Below are 15,089 nucleotides of genomic sequence, written 5' to 3'. Positions count from 1 at the left end.
AGTTTAAATTTAATACTATATTTTTACTACTAAATTAGTTTTTGAGCAAGCCAAAAAAGTGACGCAGATAACAAAATTGAAATAGGAAGTGTTAAAACCCATGTCAACGCAATATTTTTTATAGTTTTACTCTGGACTCCCCCACCATCAACAATCATTGTTCCAGCAACCGAGGATGAGAGTACCTGTGTAGTTGATACAGGCATTCCAGTAAAGCTAGCAATACCAATTGATAACGCAGTGGTAATTTGGGCGGAAACACCTTGAGCATAAGTCATGCCTTTTTTACCTATTTTTTCACCAATAGTGATAGCAACACGACGCCAACCGATCATAGTACCAACAGCCAAAGCAGAAGCAACCGCGATAATAATCCAAATCGGTGCATATTCAACCGTTTTTAGAAGATCATTATTTAGTGACTTTAGATATTGCTTATCTTGCGATGCAACATTAGGTTGTTTAGCAACATGAGCAACGGTATCAGATAAACAAAGTAAAATACGCCTTGCTTGTGAACGCTGATCAACAGTTAGTGATTCATAATCTTTGATTTTATTAAACAAGCTATTCGCTATACTTAACGTGATAAAGGAGCGCGAATAATCACAATGATATTTATTTAAATCCCCCACAGGAGTTGTTGTATCTACGGTTGTTTGTTTACCAATAACCGTATCAAGTTCATCATTATGAACAGTAAAATACTCTTCAATATTATGAATCGCATTGCGCGTATTAGTAATTTCATAAGTTGATGCACTCATATTCACAATAAAGCCTGCGGGTGCAATGCCCATTAATACTAGCATTAACAAGCCAATACCTTTTTGACCATCATTAGCACCATGTGAAAAACTGACACCTGCTGCTGAGATAATTAACATTATACGTATCCAAAATGGAGGTTTTTTCTTACCATATAATTTCTCTCGTTGCTCTGGTGTCATAAAAATACGTTCTCTTTTCTTACTACTTTTTTTACTTTGGCCTTTTCGTGTCCAATATTTTCGTAGTAAAAAAATCATCAAGCCTGCAATTACCAATCCAACAATAGGTGAAATTATTAATGACAAGAAAATCTGAATCATTTTAGAAATATTAAGAGCATCAATAATTGATGTATCCATAATAAATGCATTAGCTAGTGCCACACCAATAATTGAGCCAATCAACGTATGCGAGCTAGATGCGGGGATCCCTATATACCAAGTACCTAAATTCCAAATTATGGCTGCTAATAAGATTGAAAAAACCATCGCTAGCCCATGCATTGAACTTACATTAAGGAGTAAATCCGTTGGTAAAAGATGCACAATCGCATAAGCAACGCTTAGTCCACCAAGCAATACACCTAGAAAGTAAAACATCCCCGCCATAAAAACAGCAAGTTGTTCTTTTAATGCTCTAGTATAAATAACAGTTGCTACCGCATTAGCCGTATCATGAAAACCATTAATAGCTTCATAAAATAGGACAAAAAGCAAAGCAAGAATTAATAATACGATAGTTGAAAATTCTAAATCAGCAAATAGATGAAACATAATATATCTTTCTGTTGTTAATAGCGGCTCTATTATCCTTGAGAATAGATTAATGAGCAAAACAATTTTTACATTTTTCGTTTAGCATAATGAGACGCTAATACGGCACAAATCATTAATTGGATTTGATGGAAAATCATTAAAGGCAAAATCATTATTCCTATGATGGAAATGGGGAAGATCACGCTAGCCATTGGAATACCACTAGCCAGACTTTTTTTGGAACCACAAAAAACAATTGTTATTTCATCTTCTTTATTAAATCCAAGTAATCTTGAACTATAAGTCGTAATAACTAATACCACAGTTAATAATAAAATTGAAAACAAGATAATTTCTAAAAGAGAGAGGAAGCTAATTTGTGCCCAAATACCATTGGCTACAGCATCACTAAAAGCGACATAAACTACTAGTAAAATTGAGATACGGTCAGTTTTTGAGATTAGACTTTTATACTTATCAACCCATTTACCAATGAAACGTCTCGATAAATGACCAATAATAAAAGGTAACATCAGTTTAAACATTATAGAAGTTATTGCATCTAGCATATTCATTGAACCCGCAGCTTGTGTATGCATTAAAATTCCAACTAAAAGCGGAGTAATAAAAACTCCCAATAAAGTTGATGCGGATGCACTACAAATAGCAGCTGCAACATTACCTTTAGCTATAGAAGTAAACGCAATAGCCGATTGTACTGTCGCCGGTAAAACACATAAATAGATAAATCCTAAATATAGATTTTGTGATAAAAAAGTAGGTACAAATACATGCATTGCCAACCCTAGAATTGGGAAGATAACAAAAGTGGTACAAAATATTATCAAGTGTAATCGCCAATTTTTAATACCAACGATAATCGCTTGTAACGAGAGTTTAGCGCCATGCATAAAAAATAATAAACCAATAGCAAAAGTAGTTAAGTAATCAAAAACCACTTTGGTCTGACCTTTACATGGAAATAAACTTGCTGTAATAACAACACCAATTAAAATTAATAAAAATGTATCGATCTTAATACGTTGCAATATATTCATCGGCATCAGCGTAATTGATTAAAAAAATCGCCACAAATGTGGCGATATAATTAATGAGTGATAGTTTATTCTAAAAAGCTACGAAGTACATCTGATCGACTTGGATGTCGTAATTTGCGTAGTGCTTTAGCTTCGATCTGACGTATACGTTCACGAGTTACATCGAATTGTTTACCAACTTCCTCAAGAGTATGATCAGTATTCATATCTATACCAAAACGCATACGTAAAACTTTTGCTTCACGAGGGGTTAACCCTGATAAAATATCACGGGTTGCACTACGTAAGCTTTCGGAGGTTGCCGCATCTAACGGTTGTTCTAATGCGGTATCTTCAATAAAATCACCTAAATGTGAATCTTCATCATCACCTACAGGCGTTTCCATTGATATTGGTTCTTTGGCAATTTTTAATACCTTACGGATTTTATCTTCTGGCATCTGCATGCGTTCTGATAATTCTTCCGGAGTTGGTTCACGACCAATTTCTTGTAACATTTGACGCGAAATGCGGTTTAATTTATTGATAGTTTCAATCATATGTACCGGTATACGAATAGTTCTTGCTTGGTCAGCAATCGAACGGGTAATGGCTTGTCTAATCCACCAAGTAGCATATGTTGAAAATTTATAACCACGACGATATTCAAATTTATCCACCGCCTTCATCAAACCAATATTACCTTCTTGGATAAGGTCTAAGAACTGCAATCCACGGTTAGTATATTTTTTAGCAATAGAGATAACCAAACGTAAATTAGCCTCAACCATCTCTTTTTTGGCTCGACGTGCTTTTGCTTCACCAATAGACATTCTTCTATTAATATCTTTGATTTGCTCGATAGAAAGGCTAGTTTCTGTTTCGATTTGTTGTAAAAGATCAATCTGAGCCATTATAGGTTCTTCAAATTCTTTTAAATTAGCAGCAAATGCACCCTTTGCAGTTAAGGCTTTTTTATACCAGTTCATATTAGTTTCATTACCGGTAAAATACGCCATAAATTGTTTTTTCGGCATTTTGCATCGTTCGACACAGATCTTCATAATTACACGTTCATGTGATCGCACGCGATCCATCATGCTTCTCATATTATTAACAAGAATATCGAACTGTTTACCCACTAAACGGAATTGTTTAAAAATTTCAGACAGATTTTCTATTTCTTTTTGTGCTTTTTTATGTGCACGCCCGTGTTTTTTAATTGCCTCAGAGGTTTTATCATGTTGTTCTTTTAATTCAGCAAATTTAGCTTTTGCCACTTCTGGATCAATAGAGACATCATCATCAGATGAAGAATCGCCTTCTTCATCTTCATCTTCATCTTCATCTTCGCCATCATCCAGATCAATTTCTTCTTCACTATCTTCTAAGTCTTCAGGTAGATCTTCTGTTGATTCTTCGGCATTTGGATCTACAAATCCGGTAATCAAATCAGATAAGCGAACTTCGCCTGTTTCAATTAAATTATACTGTTCTAACAGATAAGTAATTGCTTCAGGATATTCTGATACTGAAGTTTGCACCTGATTAATACCATCTTCAATACGTTTAGCTATATCAATTTCGCCTTCACGCGTCAGTAACTCTACTGCACCCATTTCACGCATATACATACGCACTGGGTCAGTTGTTCTGCCTATTTCTGATTCCACATTAGATAGTACTAAAGCCGTTGCAGCTTCAACGGCTTCTTCATCAGGGACATTATCTGAAAGTAATAATTCATCAGAATCAGGAGCTTCTTCAAGAACCTGAATCCCCATATCATTGATCATTTGGATAATATCTTCAATTTGATCTGAATCAATAATCTCTTCAGGCAAATGATCATTGACATCAGCATAAGTCAAGTATCCTAACTCCTTACCTCGAATGATTAGGAGTTTTAGCTGTGATTGAGAATTTTGCTCCATAAAAGGTATCCACGCTTTGTTATTAGGTCATGTATATTATATATGTAGTGTATGACATTTTTATTTGCACTGCATATACTCTGTATATTTAGTCTTTTTTCGATAAAACAAGTATTAACGTCGCTAATTCTTTTTTCTCTCCAGTACTTAAGCCTGAGACTCTCTCTTTGGCGATCAACTCATCTTGTCTTTGGGCAAGTATATTATCATATAACTCTTTCAAAGTATGACTAAAAATTGTTGCTATTTCATCTTCTTGGTAATGAAACTCCCAAGTTGATAACCGGTTTAATTGTTTATAAAATGGTCGGTCAATGCATTCCGTTAATAATTGTGCTGTATTTATATTTGGATAACGTTGGCATAATTCAAGTAGTTCTATAAAAATTTCGATGCCTGCAAGTTTGACTTGGCGAATAGTATTAAGATCTGATACTTTTTTGGCTAGATCGGGATATTGAACTAATAAGCCGATTAAAATACGCATCGTAGTTAACTTCATTTGTGGCACTGGGGTGGGTTCAGAAGGTTTTTTATCATTATTAACACGAATCGTATTAATTAGCTGTTCAAGCTGGGATACATCAAGTAATCCTAAATAATTACCTAACTGCTGTAATAAGTTCAATCTAAACGCTTTAGCTTTAACCTGATCTAGCAATGGTAAAGCGAGAGAACTTAATTTAGCTTTTCCTTCAGCGGTTTTTAAGTCTACTTGTTTCAAGAGCTCGTCGAATAAAAACTTAGATAAATTTGGCGCTGATTTTAAATAATCTTCGAAACCATTTTTACCAATTTTTCGTACTAAACTGTCAGGATCTTCATTTTGTGGTAAAAATGCAAAGGTAATATCTTTACCATCAATCAAGCATGGTAATAAAACATTCAAAGCGCGCCAAGCTGCATTGCGCCCAGCATTATCACCATCATAACAAAAAACAACAGAATCGGTCGCACGAAACAATAACTTAATATGTTCCTCTGATGTTGACGTCCCTAGAGCAGCAACCGCATAATTAATGCCGAATTGAGCAAGAGAAACAACATCCATATAACCTTCAACTACAATCAATTGCTGTGGATTACGATTTATTTCCAGCGCTTCATAAAGTCCATATAACTGAAAACCTTTATGAAAAATAGGAGTTTCAGGAGAATTTATATATTTTGCGGAGTCATTAATAATAGTTCGGCCACCAAATGCAATGACATTACCTTGCCGATCACGAATAGGAAACATGATACGCCCACGAAAGCGATCGTACTGATTACCACTATCATTTTTTACCAACATTCCAGCTTGGTTATACAGTGTTGCTTCTGCTTTAGACTTAACAACATTTTGCGAAGTTAATCGCCATTCATTAGGCGCAAAACCAATCTTATATCGAGCAATAATCTCGGCATTAAGTCCACGTTGTTCCAAATATTGATTAGCATCTTTTGAAGTTGGTAAGGTTAATTGTTGTTGGTAAAAATTAGTTATTTTTGCCATCAATGTATAGAGATCACGCCTAACATTACGTGATTCTATTTGTTTAGATTGGTCTGAAGGATTGTTATTATTATCAGTATAAGGAACACGAATCCCTTGCATACTAGCTAATTCTTCAATTGCTTCGGGAAAGGATAATCTTTCATATTGCATCAAAAAATTAACAACAGAACCAGAGGCGCCACATCCAAAGCAATAATAAATCTGTTTTTTTTCGTTAAGCGAAAAGGATGCGGTTTTTTCATCATGAAAAGGACAACAACCAAAATAATTATTTCCTTTTTTCTTCATTTTCACGCGTTTGCTGATCACATCTAGAATATTAGTGCGAGCCATCAAATCTAAAATAAAATCGCGAGGAATAAGACCTTTCATGATAAATAATCAACCAATTTTGGTATTGTCAGAAAGACAACAAGCCGTAGCTACATGTACGGCTTGTTTGAACTGTTCATATCAAAAATAACAAATTGATTTTAATATCAATTTAAATTTTTAGTATAAATATTAGTATAGACGAGTGCGACGAGCGTTTTCTCTTTCTAATTTTTTAGCATGACGTTTAACTGCTGCTGCTTTTGCACGTTTACGAATGGTTGTTGGTTTTTCGTAAAATTCACGATTACGGACTTCAGCTAAAACTCCTGCTTTTTCGCAAGAACGTTTAAAACGACGTAATGCTACATCAAAAGGTTCATTTTCACGTACTTTAATTACTGGCATGTGCCTCTCACCTCAAATTTGTTTAATATCACAAGGAACTAAAAATTAGTGCCGAATTTTACCTCTAATTAACATAGGTTGTAAAGTAAAATATCTAATTATTGCTTAAGAACAAATTAATTTGCTTCTCATCTGCCAGAGTCAGATAATAACGCTATTCTTATTAAGAATAAGTAGGAGTTTTAATGTCACCTTTTATTACTGGGCAATATCCAGAGCGTAGATTGCGCCGCAACCGTGCACACGACTTTAGTCGTCGTTTAATCGCTGAAAATAGCTTAACAGTCAATGATCTTATTTATCCTGTTTTCATTGTTGAAGGTAAAAACATTGCCCAACCTGTTGCATCGATGCCTAAAGTCAACCGGATGAGCATAGATGTATTATTAAAAGAAGCGGAGCAAGTGGTCAAATTAGGGATCCCTGTTTTATCATTATTCCCTGCTATTGACGCTTCAAAAAAGTCTTTACTAGCAGAAGAAGCCTATAATGAAAACGGCCTAGTTCCCAGAGCTATCACGGCGTTAAAAAAAGAGTTTCCGGAGTTGGGAATATTAACTGATGTGGCTCTCGATCCTTATACAACACACGGACAAGATGGTATCATCGATAATAAGGGATATGTACAAAATGATATAACAGTTGAAGCTTTAGCCAAACAGGCATTAGTACAAGCACAGGCTGGTGCTGATATTATTGCTCCAAGCGATATGATGGATGGACGTATTGGTGTAATCCGTGACGAACTCGAAGAACAAGGCTTTGTTAATACTCAAATCATGGCTTATTCGGCAAAATACGCATCCTGCTTTTATGGTCCATTCCGTGATGCCGTTGGTTCAGCAAAAAATATTAAAGGTGGTAATAAAAAAACCTACCAACTTGATCCTGCTAACAGTAACGAAGCCTTACACGAAATTTATCAAGATCTCAGTGAAGGGGCTGATATGGTCATGGTAAAACCAGGTATGCCTTATCTCGATATTGTCCATCGAGTAAAAGAAACTTTCGCTGTACCAACTTTTGTTTATCAAGTTTCTGGGGAGTATGCTATGTTAACCGCGGCTATTGAAAATGGTTGGTTGGATAAAAAAAATGCAATTATGGAATCTCTACTTTGCTTTAAACGAGCTGGTGCCGATGGCATATTAACCTATTTTGCTAAACAAGTAGCTGAATGGTTAAAAAACTAATAAATCTTATTATAATACTTAATAGAATCGACTTATCTAGATAAAGAAGTCGATTTTATTAACTTAGTAATTCATCCGAAAGTAACTCATTCTCCAGCAATCACTTAAAAACATAAGCTATTTTTTAATAATATTAAAATTAAAAGATAATTAGCCACTAAATCTTAAATAATTTTTTTAGTTTCAGCATATGTAAAAAAGTTTCAGGAGCACTATATGTTTACGTAAAAATCTGTTACTATTTGTTAGTAATAGTAATATTGGAGTAACACATGATTTACGAACTCGTTCCAACTGAGTTACATGATGAATTTAGGGCCTTTCATCATGATTTGGAAAATATAACATTACAACATATTGAAGGTTGTCCATTTTGTGGTGAAAATAGCTTTTATTTGATCCGTTCTAAACCAACAAATACTTATCGTTGTAAAGCATGTAACAAATATTTCACTGCTGCCACTAATACACCTTTTAATCGTTTAACTCCATTTAACTGGCTAGAAATCATTTTCGTTCATCGAATCAAGAATAAAAGTTATCAATTTATTGCCGAAAAAAAGCTGGGTACTTCGCTCGAGAAAGTAATGCGTAGAGACCATGCTATAATAGATTTTTTGCAACAGCATTATTCGTCTTTACATAAGTGGTATACCAATCAAAAACAAGCCACATTAACACCTACTTTGTCAGAACAACATAAAATTATTAATACCAAAATAATGACATTATTAAATGAGCAAACTCCAGTTTGTATATACTGTGCATCGACCAATACCACAAAAGTTGGCACCAGAACTTGTTACCGTTGCAAACATTGTCGACGGAGTTTTAACCTTTTAAGTGATACCCCTCTCAATAGGTTACCTCGCCCTGAATTATGGAGAGAATTTATTGATTTGTTAGTTGCCGGGAAAAATAATATACAAATTCAGAAAAAACTTCATCTTAATAGTAATACTGTTAGTCGCTGGCGTTCAGCTTGGTGTGAAATGATGAAAAGATGGGATTGTGAAGCACTTGCTACTTGGTGTAGTCGTCATTAACATATTTTTAATATTTATAAAATAAGTAACTTAACTTTATAATATTATTAGCAATAATATAATTTTATTATTAAACAATATAACATTAATAGAAGCCAAAATTATGAAAAAATATATTTCTTTATTATCTGTAGGTGTCGTTAGTGCCACCTTATTGCTTGTTGGTTGTGATGATAAAAAAACAACTACTGCTGAGAACAGCGCTAATGCGAATCAAGATTCTAAATCTGAGACAGCCAAAGCTTCAACAAACTTAACAGTTGGAGTAATCAATAGCTATCTTTTCCATACAGAACCTGAATTATTACCTAATAGTAAATTAATTAAACAGCAACATATTCAAGGTTCTTCTGACAAGGTCATTAATTATAATACCCAAGGTTATGTTGCTAATTATGACCTTGAGGGTTTACATGCTGAAATTAATTATGATACCGCTAAGTATATTTATGGTATGAAAGAAACCCGAAATGATTATGATATTACTTTTGATGCCACTAAAAATATTGTCGGTATGAAAAACAGCAATGGTGATATTGTAGCTAGCTCAGAATTTGATGAACAAGGCCGCCTAGCTGAAATGACATTATCTCATTTTGCTGATAATAATGTTATCTTCCATAATCAAATCATTTACGATCAAGATCAGGTGGATCAGATCTTATCTAACGCTTATGTGCCTGTAGATGAAAAGACTAAATTTCCAATTTTAGTTCAAGAAAAAAATATCATTTACAACAGCAACAAACAACTGGAAAAAACAATTACCACAACTTTTAAACTTACATCAAATGGTGAAATTATTATTAATAATAAAAATGAAAAAGAAGTAGAATCAAGCGAAACTTGTACATATTCAGATTACAATGAAAATAATGATTGGACCAAAGCTGTTTGTGTAACTACTGGGGATGAATCAAAAACGGTAAATCTTACTAGGACAATTCAATATGAATAGGCTTTATGCCTATTCATATTAAGTTGATAATTAACTTAATCATCACCATATTCATCATATTCACGACAAAGAACAATAGTGTCTTCGATTAAGCGCCTCGCAACTGTTCCATACTCAGGAATTTTTGGTAACTCTGTGTAATGGTACCAATTTGCTTCAACTAACTCATTTTTATCTACTGTAATATCACCACTTTCATAATCAGCTAAATAAGCCATCATTAATGAGTTAGGAAAAGGCCAAGGTTGAGAGGCAACATAACGAATGTTTTTTATTTTAATTTTTGATTCTTCAAAAACTTCTCGCTCAACAGCCATTTCCATGGTTTCACCAATTTCAGTAAAACCAGCTAAAACCGTATATAAATTATCTTGGTTATGCCGAACATGTTTTGCTAGCAAGATTTTATTTTTATGCCTAATAGCAACAATAATCGATGGTGATATTTGTGGATAGTAGCGTTGATGACAGTTGTCACACATACAACACCACTCAGTTTTGCTGATATACATTTCGTGACCACAGTAACCACAATACTTATGAGAACGATAAAACTCAGCTAATTGTACTGCTCGTCCAGCCATATTAAATAAAGATAAATCATCACCATTCAATAATGGGCGGATGGAACTCATAGAGTTAGGCATTTCTTGGCAAATCAACCAAGCCGATTGCCCATTCCATTCTCCAATAAATTGTGCTAATTGGTTACTAAAACCAAACTCACTAGCTAAACCTAAGGGAACCTGACCATCAGGTAACCATAGACGCCCATTTTTACTGACAAACCAATAACCGCGTTCGTTTCCAGTTAAATAAAATTGTTGTTGTATATTCATAAAGATGTACCAAAACCAAGACTAAAAAAGAGGATTTTACTCCTCTTTTTTAAAGTTATATTATTTCTTTTTCTTCTCATGTAGCCCTTTCTTCTCAAGCTCCCAATAAATAATACGTTGTTGAGCAATTGTGAACAAGTTACTTACAATATAATATAAAACTAAACCTGACGGGAACCACAAAAAGAACACTGTAAAAATCAATGGCATATATGTCATTAATTTTTGTTGTAATGGATCAGTAACTGGTGTTGGTGACATCTTCTGAATTAAGAACATGGTACCGCCCATCAATAAAGGTAAAATATAGTATGGATCTTGTGCCGATAAATCATATATCCAAAGTGCAAATGGCGCATGGCGAAGTTCAACCGTATTACCTAGCATATAAAATAAGGATAAAAAGATTGGCATCTGTATAATTAGAGGGAAACAGCCACCAAGTGGGTTGACTTTCTCTTGCTTATAAAGAGCCATTGTTTCCATACTCATTTTTTGTCTATCATCACCATAACGCTCTTTTAGTGCTTGTAAACGCGGTTGTAATAACTTCATTCGTGCCATTGAACGATACTGTGCACGCGTTAATGGGAATAAAATACCTCGAACAATAAAAGTGATAACAATGATAGAAAAACCCCAGTTACCGATAAAACTATGGATAAACTTCAGTAAATAAAACAGCGGTTGTGATAAAAACCATAACCAACCATAGTCGACAATTAAATCAAGATGATTAGCTGTTTCTTGTAACTGATTTTGAATCTCTGGTCCAAGCCATAATTTAGCACTAATTACTTGTTTACTACCAGCTTGGACAACGGTTGATTCACCTTTAAAACCAATAGTAGCTTGCGAATTTTTAGCGGTTGCACGGGAATAAAGGATATTACTTTGATCTTGTGTTGGTACCCATGCTGATGCAAAGTAATGCTGTAGCATAGCAATCCAACCAGTTTGTGTTTCCACCGATAAAGTTTTATCTTTTATGTCATCAAAACTATATTTGCTATAGTTTGTACTAGAACTAGAATAAGCTGTGCCACGGAAAGCGCTAAGCCCTAATCCGCCGCCGCCTTCAGTTACTGCATCATGAGGTAATTCAATAGTTTGTTTTAATTGACCATACATTGACACTTCAACTGGTGCTGGACTTTGGTTATCAACATCATATTGCACGTCAATGGCATATTTGCCACGATGTAATATGTAATATTTAGTATAAGTCACCCCATTAACTTGATAAGTTAATGGTACACGTAATTCATCTTCACCATCTGCTAAAACATATTCTGTTTGTGATGTTTGATACACAGGTCGTTTGGTACCTTGAGTAGCATTATCTGGTCCATCTTTACCAGTTAAACCACTCTCGGCAATATATACAAAATCCGGACGAGAAGTTAATAACTGAAATGGAGTACCTGAATGTAGTGTTTGCTCATATTTTAATAACTGAGCTGACTGTACATCTCCACCATAAGTGTTTATTGAAAGCGATAGTACATCTGATTTAACAGAAATGGTTTTACCGAGAGATAAACCATCGGTTGAGTCATCTTCACTAACTTGTTGTGTTAATTGATTGGTTGTTGCAGGCTTAGGTTCATGATCTTTTTGCCACGTTGTCCAAATCAAAAAAGTTAAAAAAAGTAAAGCAATAACTAAAATATTACGTTGGGATGCCATTAGTGTTTTTCTCTATTGTTTTTAATTCTTGGAGGAACAAAATCTTCTCCTCCTTCATGTAAAGGGTGACATTTTAATACACGTTTGACCGTTAGCCAACCTCCTTTTATTAATCCAAAGCGTCTTAATGCAATTATGGCATATTGTGAACATGTTGGTGTAAAACGACACTTAGGACCAAGCAATGGACTAATAATACGCTGATATATACGGATTAACAAGATAAAAAAGTTAACTATCAATAACTTGCATGCAAAAACATGCTGTTTGATTATTAAGATAATCTTATTTAAACCATTTGTTTGGTGATGATTCGTTGACATAATTGGTCTAGTGTATCAACTAATTGTTGATTAGTTAATCCAATAACAGGTTGTTTAGCCATCAAAATAAAATCAAGATTAGGTAATTGATGTTGATAATGACGAAAATACTCTTTAGTAAGCCGTTTGATGCGATTACGTTCATGAGCTCGTTTCACCTGCTTTTTCGCAATTGCAAAACCTAAACGTGGATGAGCTAGAGTATTTTTTCGCGTGACTAATGTGAGGAAAGGAGAACCGGCGCGAATAGATTCTTGAAATACGTAACTAAAATCAAAGGGAGTTAACAAGCGCAACTCCCGAGGAAAAGTGAGTTTAACCACCCAACTTTAAATCAGCTAGCAACAGTTAAACGAGCACGGCCTTTGGCACGACGGCGAGCAAGAACTTGACGACCATTTTTAGTAGCCATACGAGCGCGAAAACCGTGAGTTCTATTACGTTTTAATACTGATGGTTGAAATGTGCGTTTCATGACGATTTATATCCAAATCTAATTTATCAACAGGTTGCAGAGTGTAAACTCCACAGCATTAATTAAGGAGGTCGGAATTATAGAAGTTATTTTATTTTTCGTCAATGAGATTTTCACAGATAAATTGTAGGGGAATATCATCGTCCTTAATAAAACATCACTAAATAATAAACACTCTTATTCATCATTAAATGTAAGTACGCGTTTACTTTTTTCTCCCCCTATTTCTCGCGCCAATTTAGGTACTAAATAACCAGATACTTGTTCAGCAAGCGCTTTCATCAATTGTTTTGCAATTTTATCTTCCACCAAAAAATGGGCTGCCCCTTGTACTTTATCTAATAAATGAATGTAGTAAGGTAAAATACCTGTATTGAAAAGTTTATTACTTAAATCTGCTAAAACTTTTGCATTATCATTCACATTTTTTAATAATACACTTTGATTAAGCATGGTCACACCATGTCGTTTTAATTGATCTATAGCATCACTGACACCATCATCAATCTCATTTGGATGATTAATGTGAGTAACTACTATGATTTGTAAACGGCTTTGAAAAAATAACTTACAAAGTGCTGTCGTTATTCTTGTTGGGATAACTATAGCTAAACGTGTATGGATGCGTAATCGTTTAATATGAGGGATCTTTTCTAACTCATTAACCAAAAAAGCTATTTCATGATCTTTGGCCATTAAAGGATCACCGCCAGAAAGAATAATCTCATCTAATTCAGAATGATTGGTAATATAGTCAATTGCATTTTTTAGATTTTTCTTATTACTTTGATTATCTTGATAAGGAAAATGTCGCCGAAAACAATAACGACAATTAACAGCACACGCAGTTTTAGTTATTAACAAGGCTCGATTATTATATTTGTGAAGTAATCCGGGAATAGTATTTTCTTGTTCTTGTAACGGATCATCACTATATCCAGCAACATTTTTCATTTCATTAGCATCACAAAGTACCTGTAACAATAATGGATCATGCTTATCTCCTTTTTTCATTCGGTTAATGAAAGATACAGGTACACGTAGCGGAAACTGTTTCTTTGCTTGTTGCATCGGTAATGAAATAGTTTCATTATCAAGATTTAACCAACGATAAAGTTCTTTAATATCAGTAACGACATTAGCAAGATCAAAAACCCACTCATCTTTATTTGGTAGTTCAATTTTTTGCTGTATAATATGGCTCATTTTTTTGAAATTCAGAATAATAGTTGGAGCTTCTATGGCATCTTATAGTACGAACGAGTTTAAAGCTGGTCTAAAAATAATGCAAGATGGTGAACCATGTGTAATTGTTGAAAACGAGTTTTATAAACCAGGGAAAGGGCAAGCAATTAACCGTGTAAAAATTAAAAAATTACTTTCCGGGAAGACTGTTGATAAAACATTTAAATCTGGTGAATCAGTTGAAGGTGCCGATGTTGTAGATATGAATTTAGCTTATCTATACACTGATGGTGAGTTTTGGCACTTCATGAATAATGAAACCTTTGAACAGTTATCTGCTGATGCTAAAGCGGTTGGTGATAATGCAAAATGGTTAGTTGAGCAAGCTGAATGCATTTTAACATTGTGGAATGGACAACCTATTGCGGTAACTCCACCAAACTTTGTTGAACTCGAAGTTATTGAAACAGATCCTGGCTTAAAAGGTGATACCGCCGGAACCGGAGGTAAACCAGCAACATTATCAACAGGTGCAGTTGTACGTGTACCATTATTTGTGCAAATTGGTGAAGTACTTAAGGTAGACACTCGTTCTGGTGAATATGTTTCACGAGTAAAATAAAACCATAATTTTCACTGAAAATTTATAATCATATGAAATACAAA

General features: G+C 34.3%; 15 protein-coding genes. 4 read left to right on the top strand and 11 right to left on the bottom strand.

Annotated features, from left to right (window positions below):
* Positions 1–29 precede the first annotated feature (29 nt).
* The 5 genes from pitA to rpsU form a co-directional block, all read right to left on the bottom strand.
* Positions 30–1,544: an inorganic phosphate transporter PitA gene (gene pitA, locus A9G12_RS05100; protein WP_065564794.1), complete on the bottom strand. Its 1,515-nt coding sequence runs from the start codon at positions 1,542–1,544 to the stop codon at positions 30–32.
* Positions 1,545–1,612: 68 nt separating this feature from the next.
* The gene (locus A9G12_RS05095; RefSeq protein WP_065564793.1) at positions 1,613–2,584 is read right to left on the bottom strand and encodes a bile acid:sodium symporter family protein; all 972 of its coding nucleotides are present in this window, start codon (positions 2,582–2,584) and stop codon (positions 1,613–1,615) included.
* A gap of 65 nt (positions 2,585–2,649) precedes the next feature.
* Positions 2,650–4,497 (bottom strand): RNA polymerase sigma factor RpoD, encoded by a 1,848-nt coding sequence (gene rpoD, locus A9G12_RS05090; protein WP_065564792.1) that lies wholly within the window; start codon positions 4,495–4,497, stop codon positions 2,650–2,652.
* Between the two features lie 88 nt (positions 4,498–4,585).
* Positions 4,586–6,367, bottom strand: a complete 1,782-nt coding sequence (gene dnaG / locus A9G12_RS05085; protein ID WP_065564791.1) for a DNA primase — start codon at positions 6,365–6,367, stop codon at positions 4,586–4,588.
* A gap of 132 nt (positions 6,368–6,499) precedes the next feature.
* Entirely contained in the window at positions 6,500–6,715 is a 216-nt protein-coding gene (rpsU, locus tag A9G12_RS05080) for a 30S ribosomal protein S21 (RefSeq protein WP_034882800.1), read from the bottom strand.
* Positions 6,716–6,900: 185 nt separating this feature from the next.
* Between rpsU and hemB the strand changes: the two genes are divergently transcribed.
* The 3 genes from hemB (at position 6,901) to A9G12_RS05065 (ending at position 9,912) form a co-directional block, all read left to right on the top strand.
* Positions 6,901–7,908, top strand: a complete 1,008-nt coding sequence (gene hemB, locus A9G12_RS05075; protein WP_065564790.1) for a porphobilinogen synthase — start codon at positions 6,901–6,903, stop codon at positions 7,906–7,908.
* 272 nt (positions 7,909–8,180) lie between these two features.
* Complete coding sequence (locus A9G12_RS05070; protein ID WP_065564789.1) at positions 8,181–8,954, top strand: hypothetical protein; 774 nt, start codon at positions 8,181–8,183, stop codon at positions 8,952–8,954.
* A 103-nt stretch (positions 8,955–9,057) separates the two neighbouring features.
* A complete protein-coding gene (locus tag A9G12_RS05065) occupies positions 9,058–9,912 on the top strand; it encodes a hypothetical protein (RefSeq protein WP_065564788.1) in 855 nt (284 codons plus the stop codon).
* 35 nt (positions 9,913–9,947) lie between these two features.
* Here A9G12_RS05065 and nudC read toward each other — a convergent pair whose 3' ends face one another.
* The 6 genes from nudC to epmB all read right to left on the bottom strand — a co-directional run bounded on the left by nudC (position 9,948) and on the right by epmB (position 14,444).
* Positions 9,948–10,751: an NAD(+) diphosphatase gene (nudC, locus tag A9G12_RS05060; protein ID WP_065564787.1), complete on the bottom strand. Its 804-nt coding sequence runs from the start codon at positions 10,749–10,751 to the stop codon at positions 9,948–9,950.
* Positions 10,752–10,811: 60 nt separating this feature from the next.
* Positions 10,812–12,440: a membrane protein insertase YidC gene (gene yidC / locus A9G12_RS05055; protein WP_065564786.1), complete on the bottom strand. Its 1,629-nt coding sequence runs from the start codon at positions 12,438–12,440 to the stop codon at positions 10,812–10,814.
* On the bottom strand, positions 12,440–12,763 hold the full coding sequence (gene yidD, locus A9G12_RS12050) for a membrane protein insertion efficiency factor YidD (RefSeq protein WP_081299666.1): 324 nt from the start codon (positions 12,761–12,763) through the stop codon (positions 12,440–12,442). Before yidD ends, yidC begins: the two co-directional genes overlap by 1 nt.
* Positions 12,730–13,086 (bottom strand): ribonuclease P protein component, encoded by a 357-nt coding sequence (gene rnpA, locus A9G12_RS05050; RefSeq protein ID WP_065564785.1) that lies wholly within the window; start codon positions 13,084–13,086, stop codon positions 12,730–12,732. The genes yidD and rnpA overlap by 34 nt, the downstream gene beginning before the upstream one ends.
* Positions 13,087–13,097: 11 nt before the next feature.
* Positions 13,098–13,238 carry a 50S ribosomal protein L34 gene (rpmH, locus tag A9G12_RS05045; protein WP_034944344.1) on the bottom strand — a complete coding sequence of 47 codons (141 nt, stop codon included), beginning with the start codon at positions 13,236–13,238 and terminating at the stop codon, positions 13,098–13,100.
* Positions 13,239–13,415: 177 nt separating this feature from the next.
* Positions 13,416–14,444: an EF-P beta-lysylation protein EpmB gene (epmB, locus tag A9G12_RS05040; RefSeq protein WP_065564784.1), complete on the bottom strand. Its 1,029-nt coding sequence runs from the start codon at positions 14,442–14,444 to the stop codon at positions 13,416–13,418.
* Positions 14,445–14,478: 34 nt separating this feature from the next.
* On the opposite strand from epmB, the gene efp reads away from it, so the two are divergent.
* Positions 14,479–15,045: an elongation factor P gene (gene efp / locus A9G12_RS05035; protein WP_065564783.1), complete on the top strand. Its 567-nt coding sequence runs from the start codon at positions 14,479–14,481 to the stop codon at positions 15,043–15,045.
* Positions 15,046–15,089: the final 44 nt, after the last annotated feature.

The organism is Gilliamella sp. wkB112 (assembly GCF_001690685.1).
Lineage (GTDB): Bacteria > Pseudomonadota > Gammaproteobacteria > Enterobacterales > Orbaceae > Gilliamella > Gilliamella apicola_J.
This window is presented reverse-complemented; position numbering and strand designations above follow the sequence as displayed.

Excerpts from the sequence above, each read along its gene's own strand:
- pitA (WP_065564794.1), bottom strand. The coding sequence starts at position 1,544 with ATGTTTCATCTATTTGCTGATTTAGAATTTTCAACTATCGTATTATTA.
- A9G12_RS05095 (WP_065564793.1), bottom strand. The coding sequence starts at position 2,584 with ATGAATATATTGCAACGTATTAAGATCGATACATTTTTATTAATTTTA.
- rpoD (WP_065564792.1), bottom strand. The coding sequence starts at position 4,497 with ATGGAGCAAAATTCTCAATCACAGCTAAAACTCCTAATCATTCGAGGT.
- dnaG (WP_065564791.1), bottom strand. The coding sequence starts at position 6,367 with ATGAAAGGTCTTATTCCTCGCGATTTTATTTTAGATTTGATGGCTCGC.
- rpsU (WP_034882800.1), bottom strand. The coding sequence starts at position 6,715 with ATGCCAGTAATTAAAGTACGTGAAAATGAACCTTTTGATGTAGCATTA.
- hemB (WP_065564790.1), top strand. The coding sequence starts at position 6,901 with ATGTCACCTTTTATTACTGGGCAATATCCAGAGCGTAGATTGCGCCGC.
- A9G12_RS05070 (WP_065564789.1), top strand. The coding sequence starts at position 8,181 with ATGATTTACGAACTCGTTCCAACTGAGTTACATGATGAATTTAGGGCC.
- A9G12_RS05065 (WP_065564788.1), top strand. The coding sequence starts at position 9,058 with ATGAAAAAATATATTTCTTTATTATCTGTAGGTGTCGTTAGTGCCACC.
- nudC (WP_065564787.1), bottom strand. The coding sequence starts at position 10,751 with ATGAATATACAACAACAATTTTATTTAACTGGAAACGAACGCGGTTAT.
- yidC (WP_065564786.1), bottom strand. The coding sequence starts at position 12,440 with ATGGCATCCCAACGTAATATTTTAGTTATTGCTTTACTTTTTTTAACT.
- yidD (WP_081299666.1), bottom strand. The coding sequence starts at position 12,763 with ATGTCAACGAATCATCACCAAACAAATGGTTTAAATAAGATTATCTTA.
- rpmH (WP_034944344.1), bottom strand. The coding sequence starts at position 13,238 with ATGAAACGCACATTTCAACCATCAGTATTAAAACGTAATAGAACTCAC.
- epmB (WP_065564784.1), bottom strand. The coding sequence starts at position 14,444 with ATGAGCCATATTATACAGCAAAAAATTGAACTACCAAATAAAGATGAG.
- efp (WP_065564783.1), top strand. The coding sequence starts at position 14,479 with ATGGCATCTTATAGTACGAACGAGTTTAAAGCTGGTCTAAAAATAATG.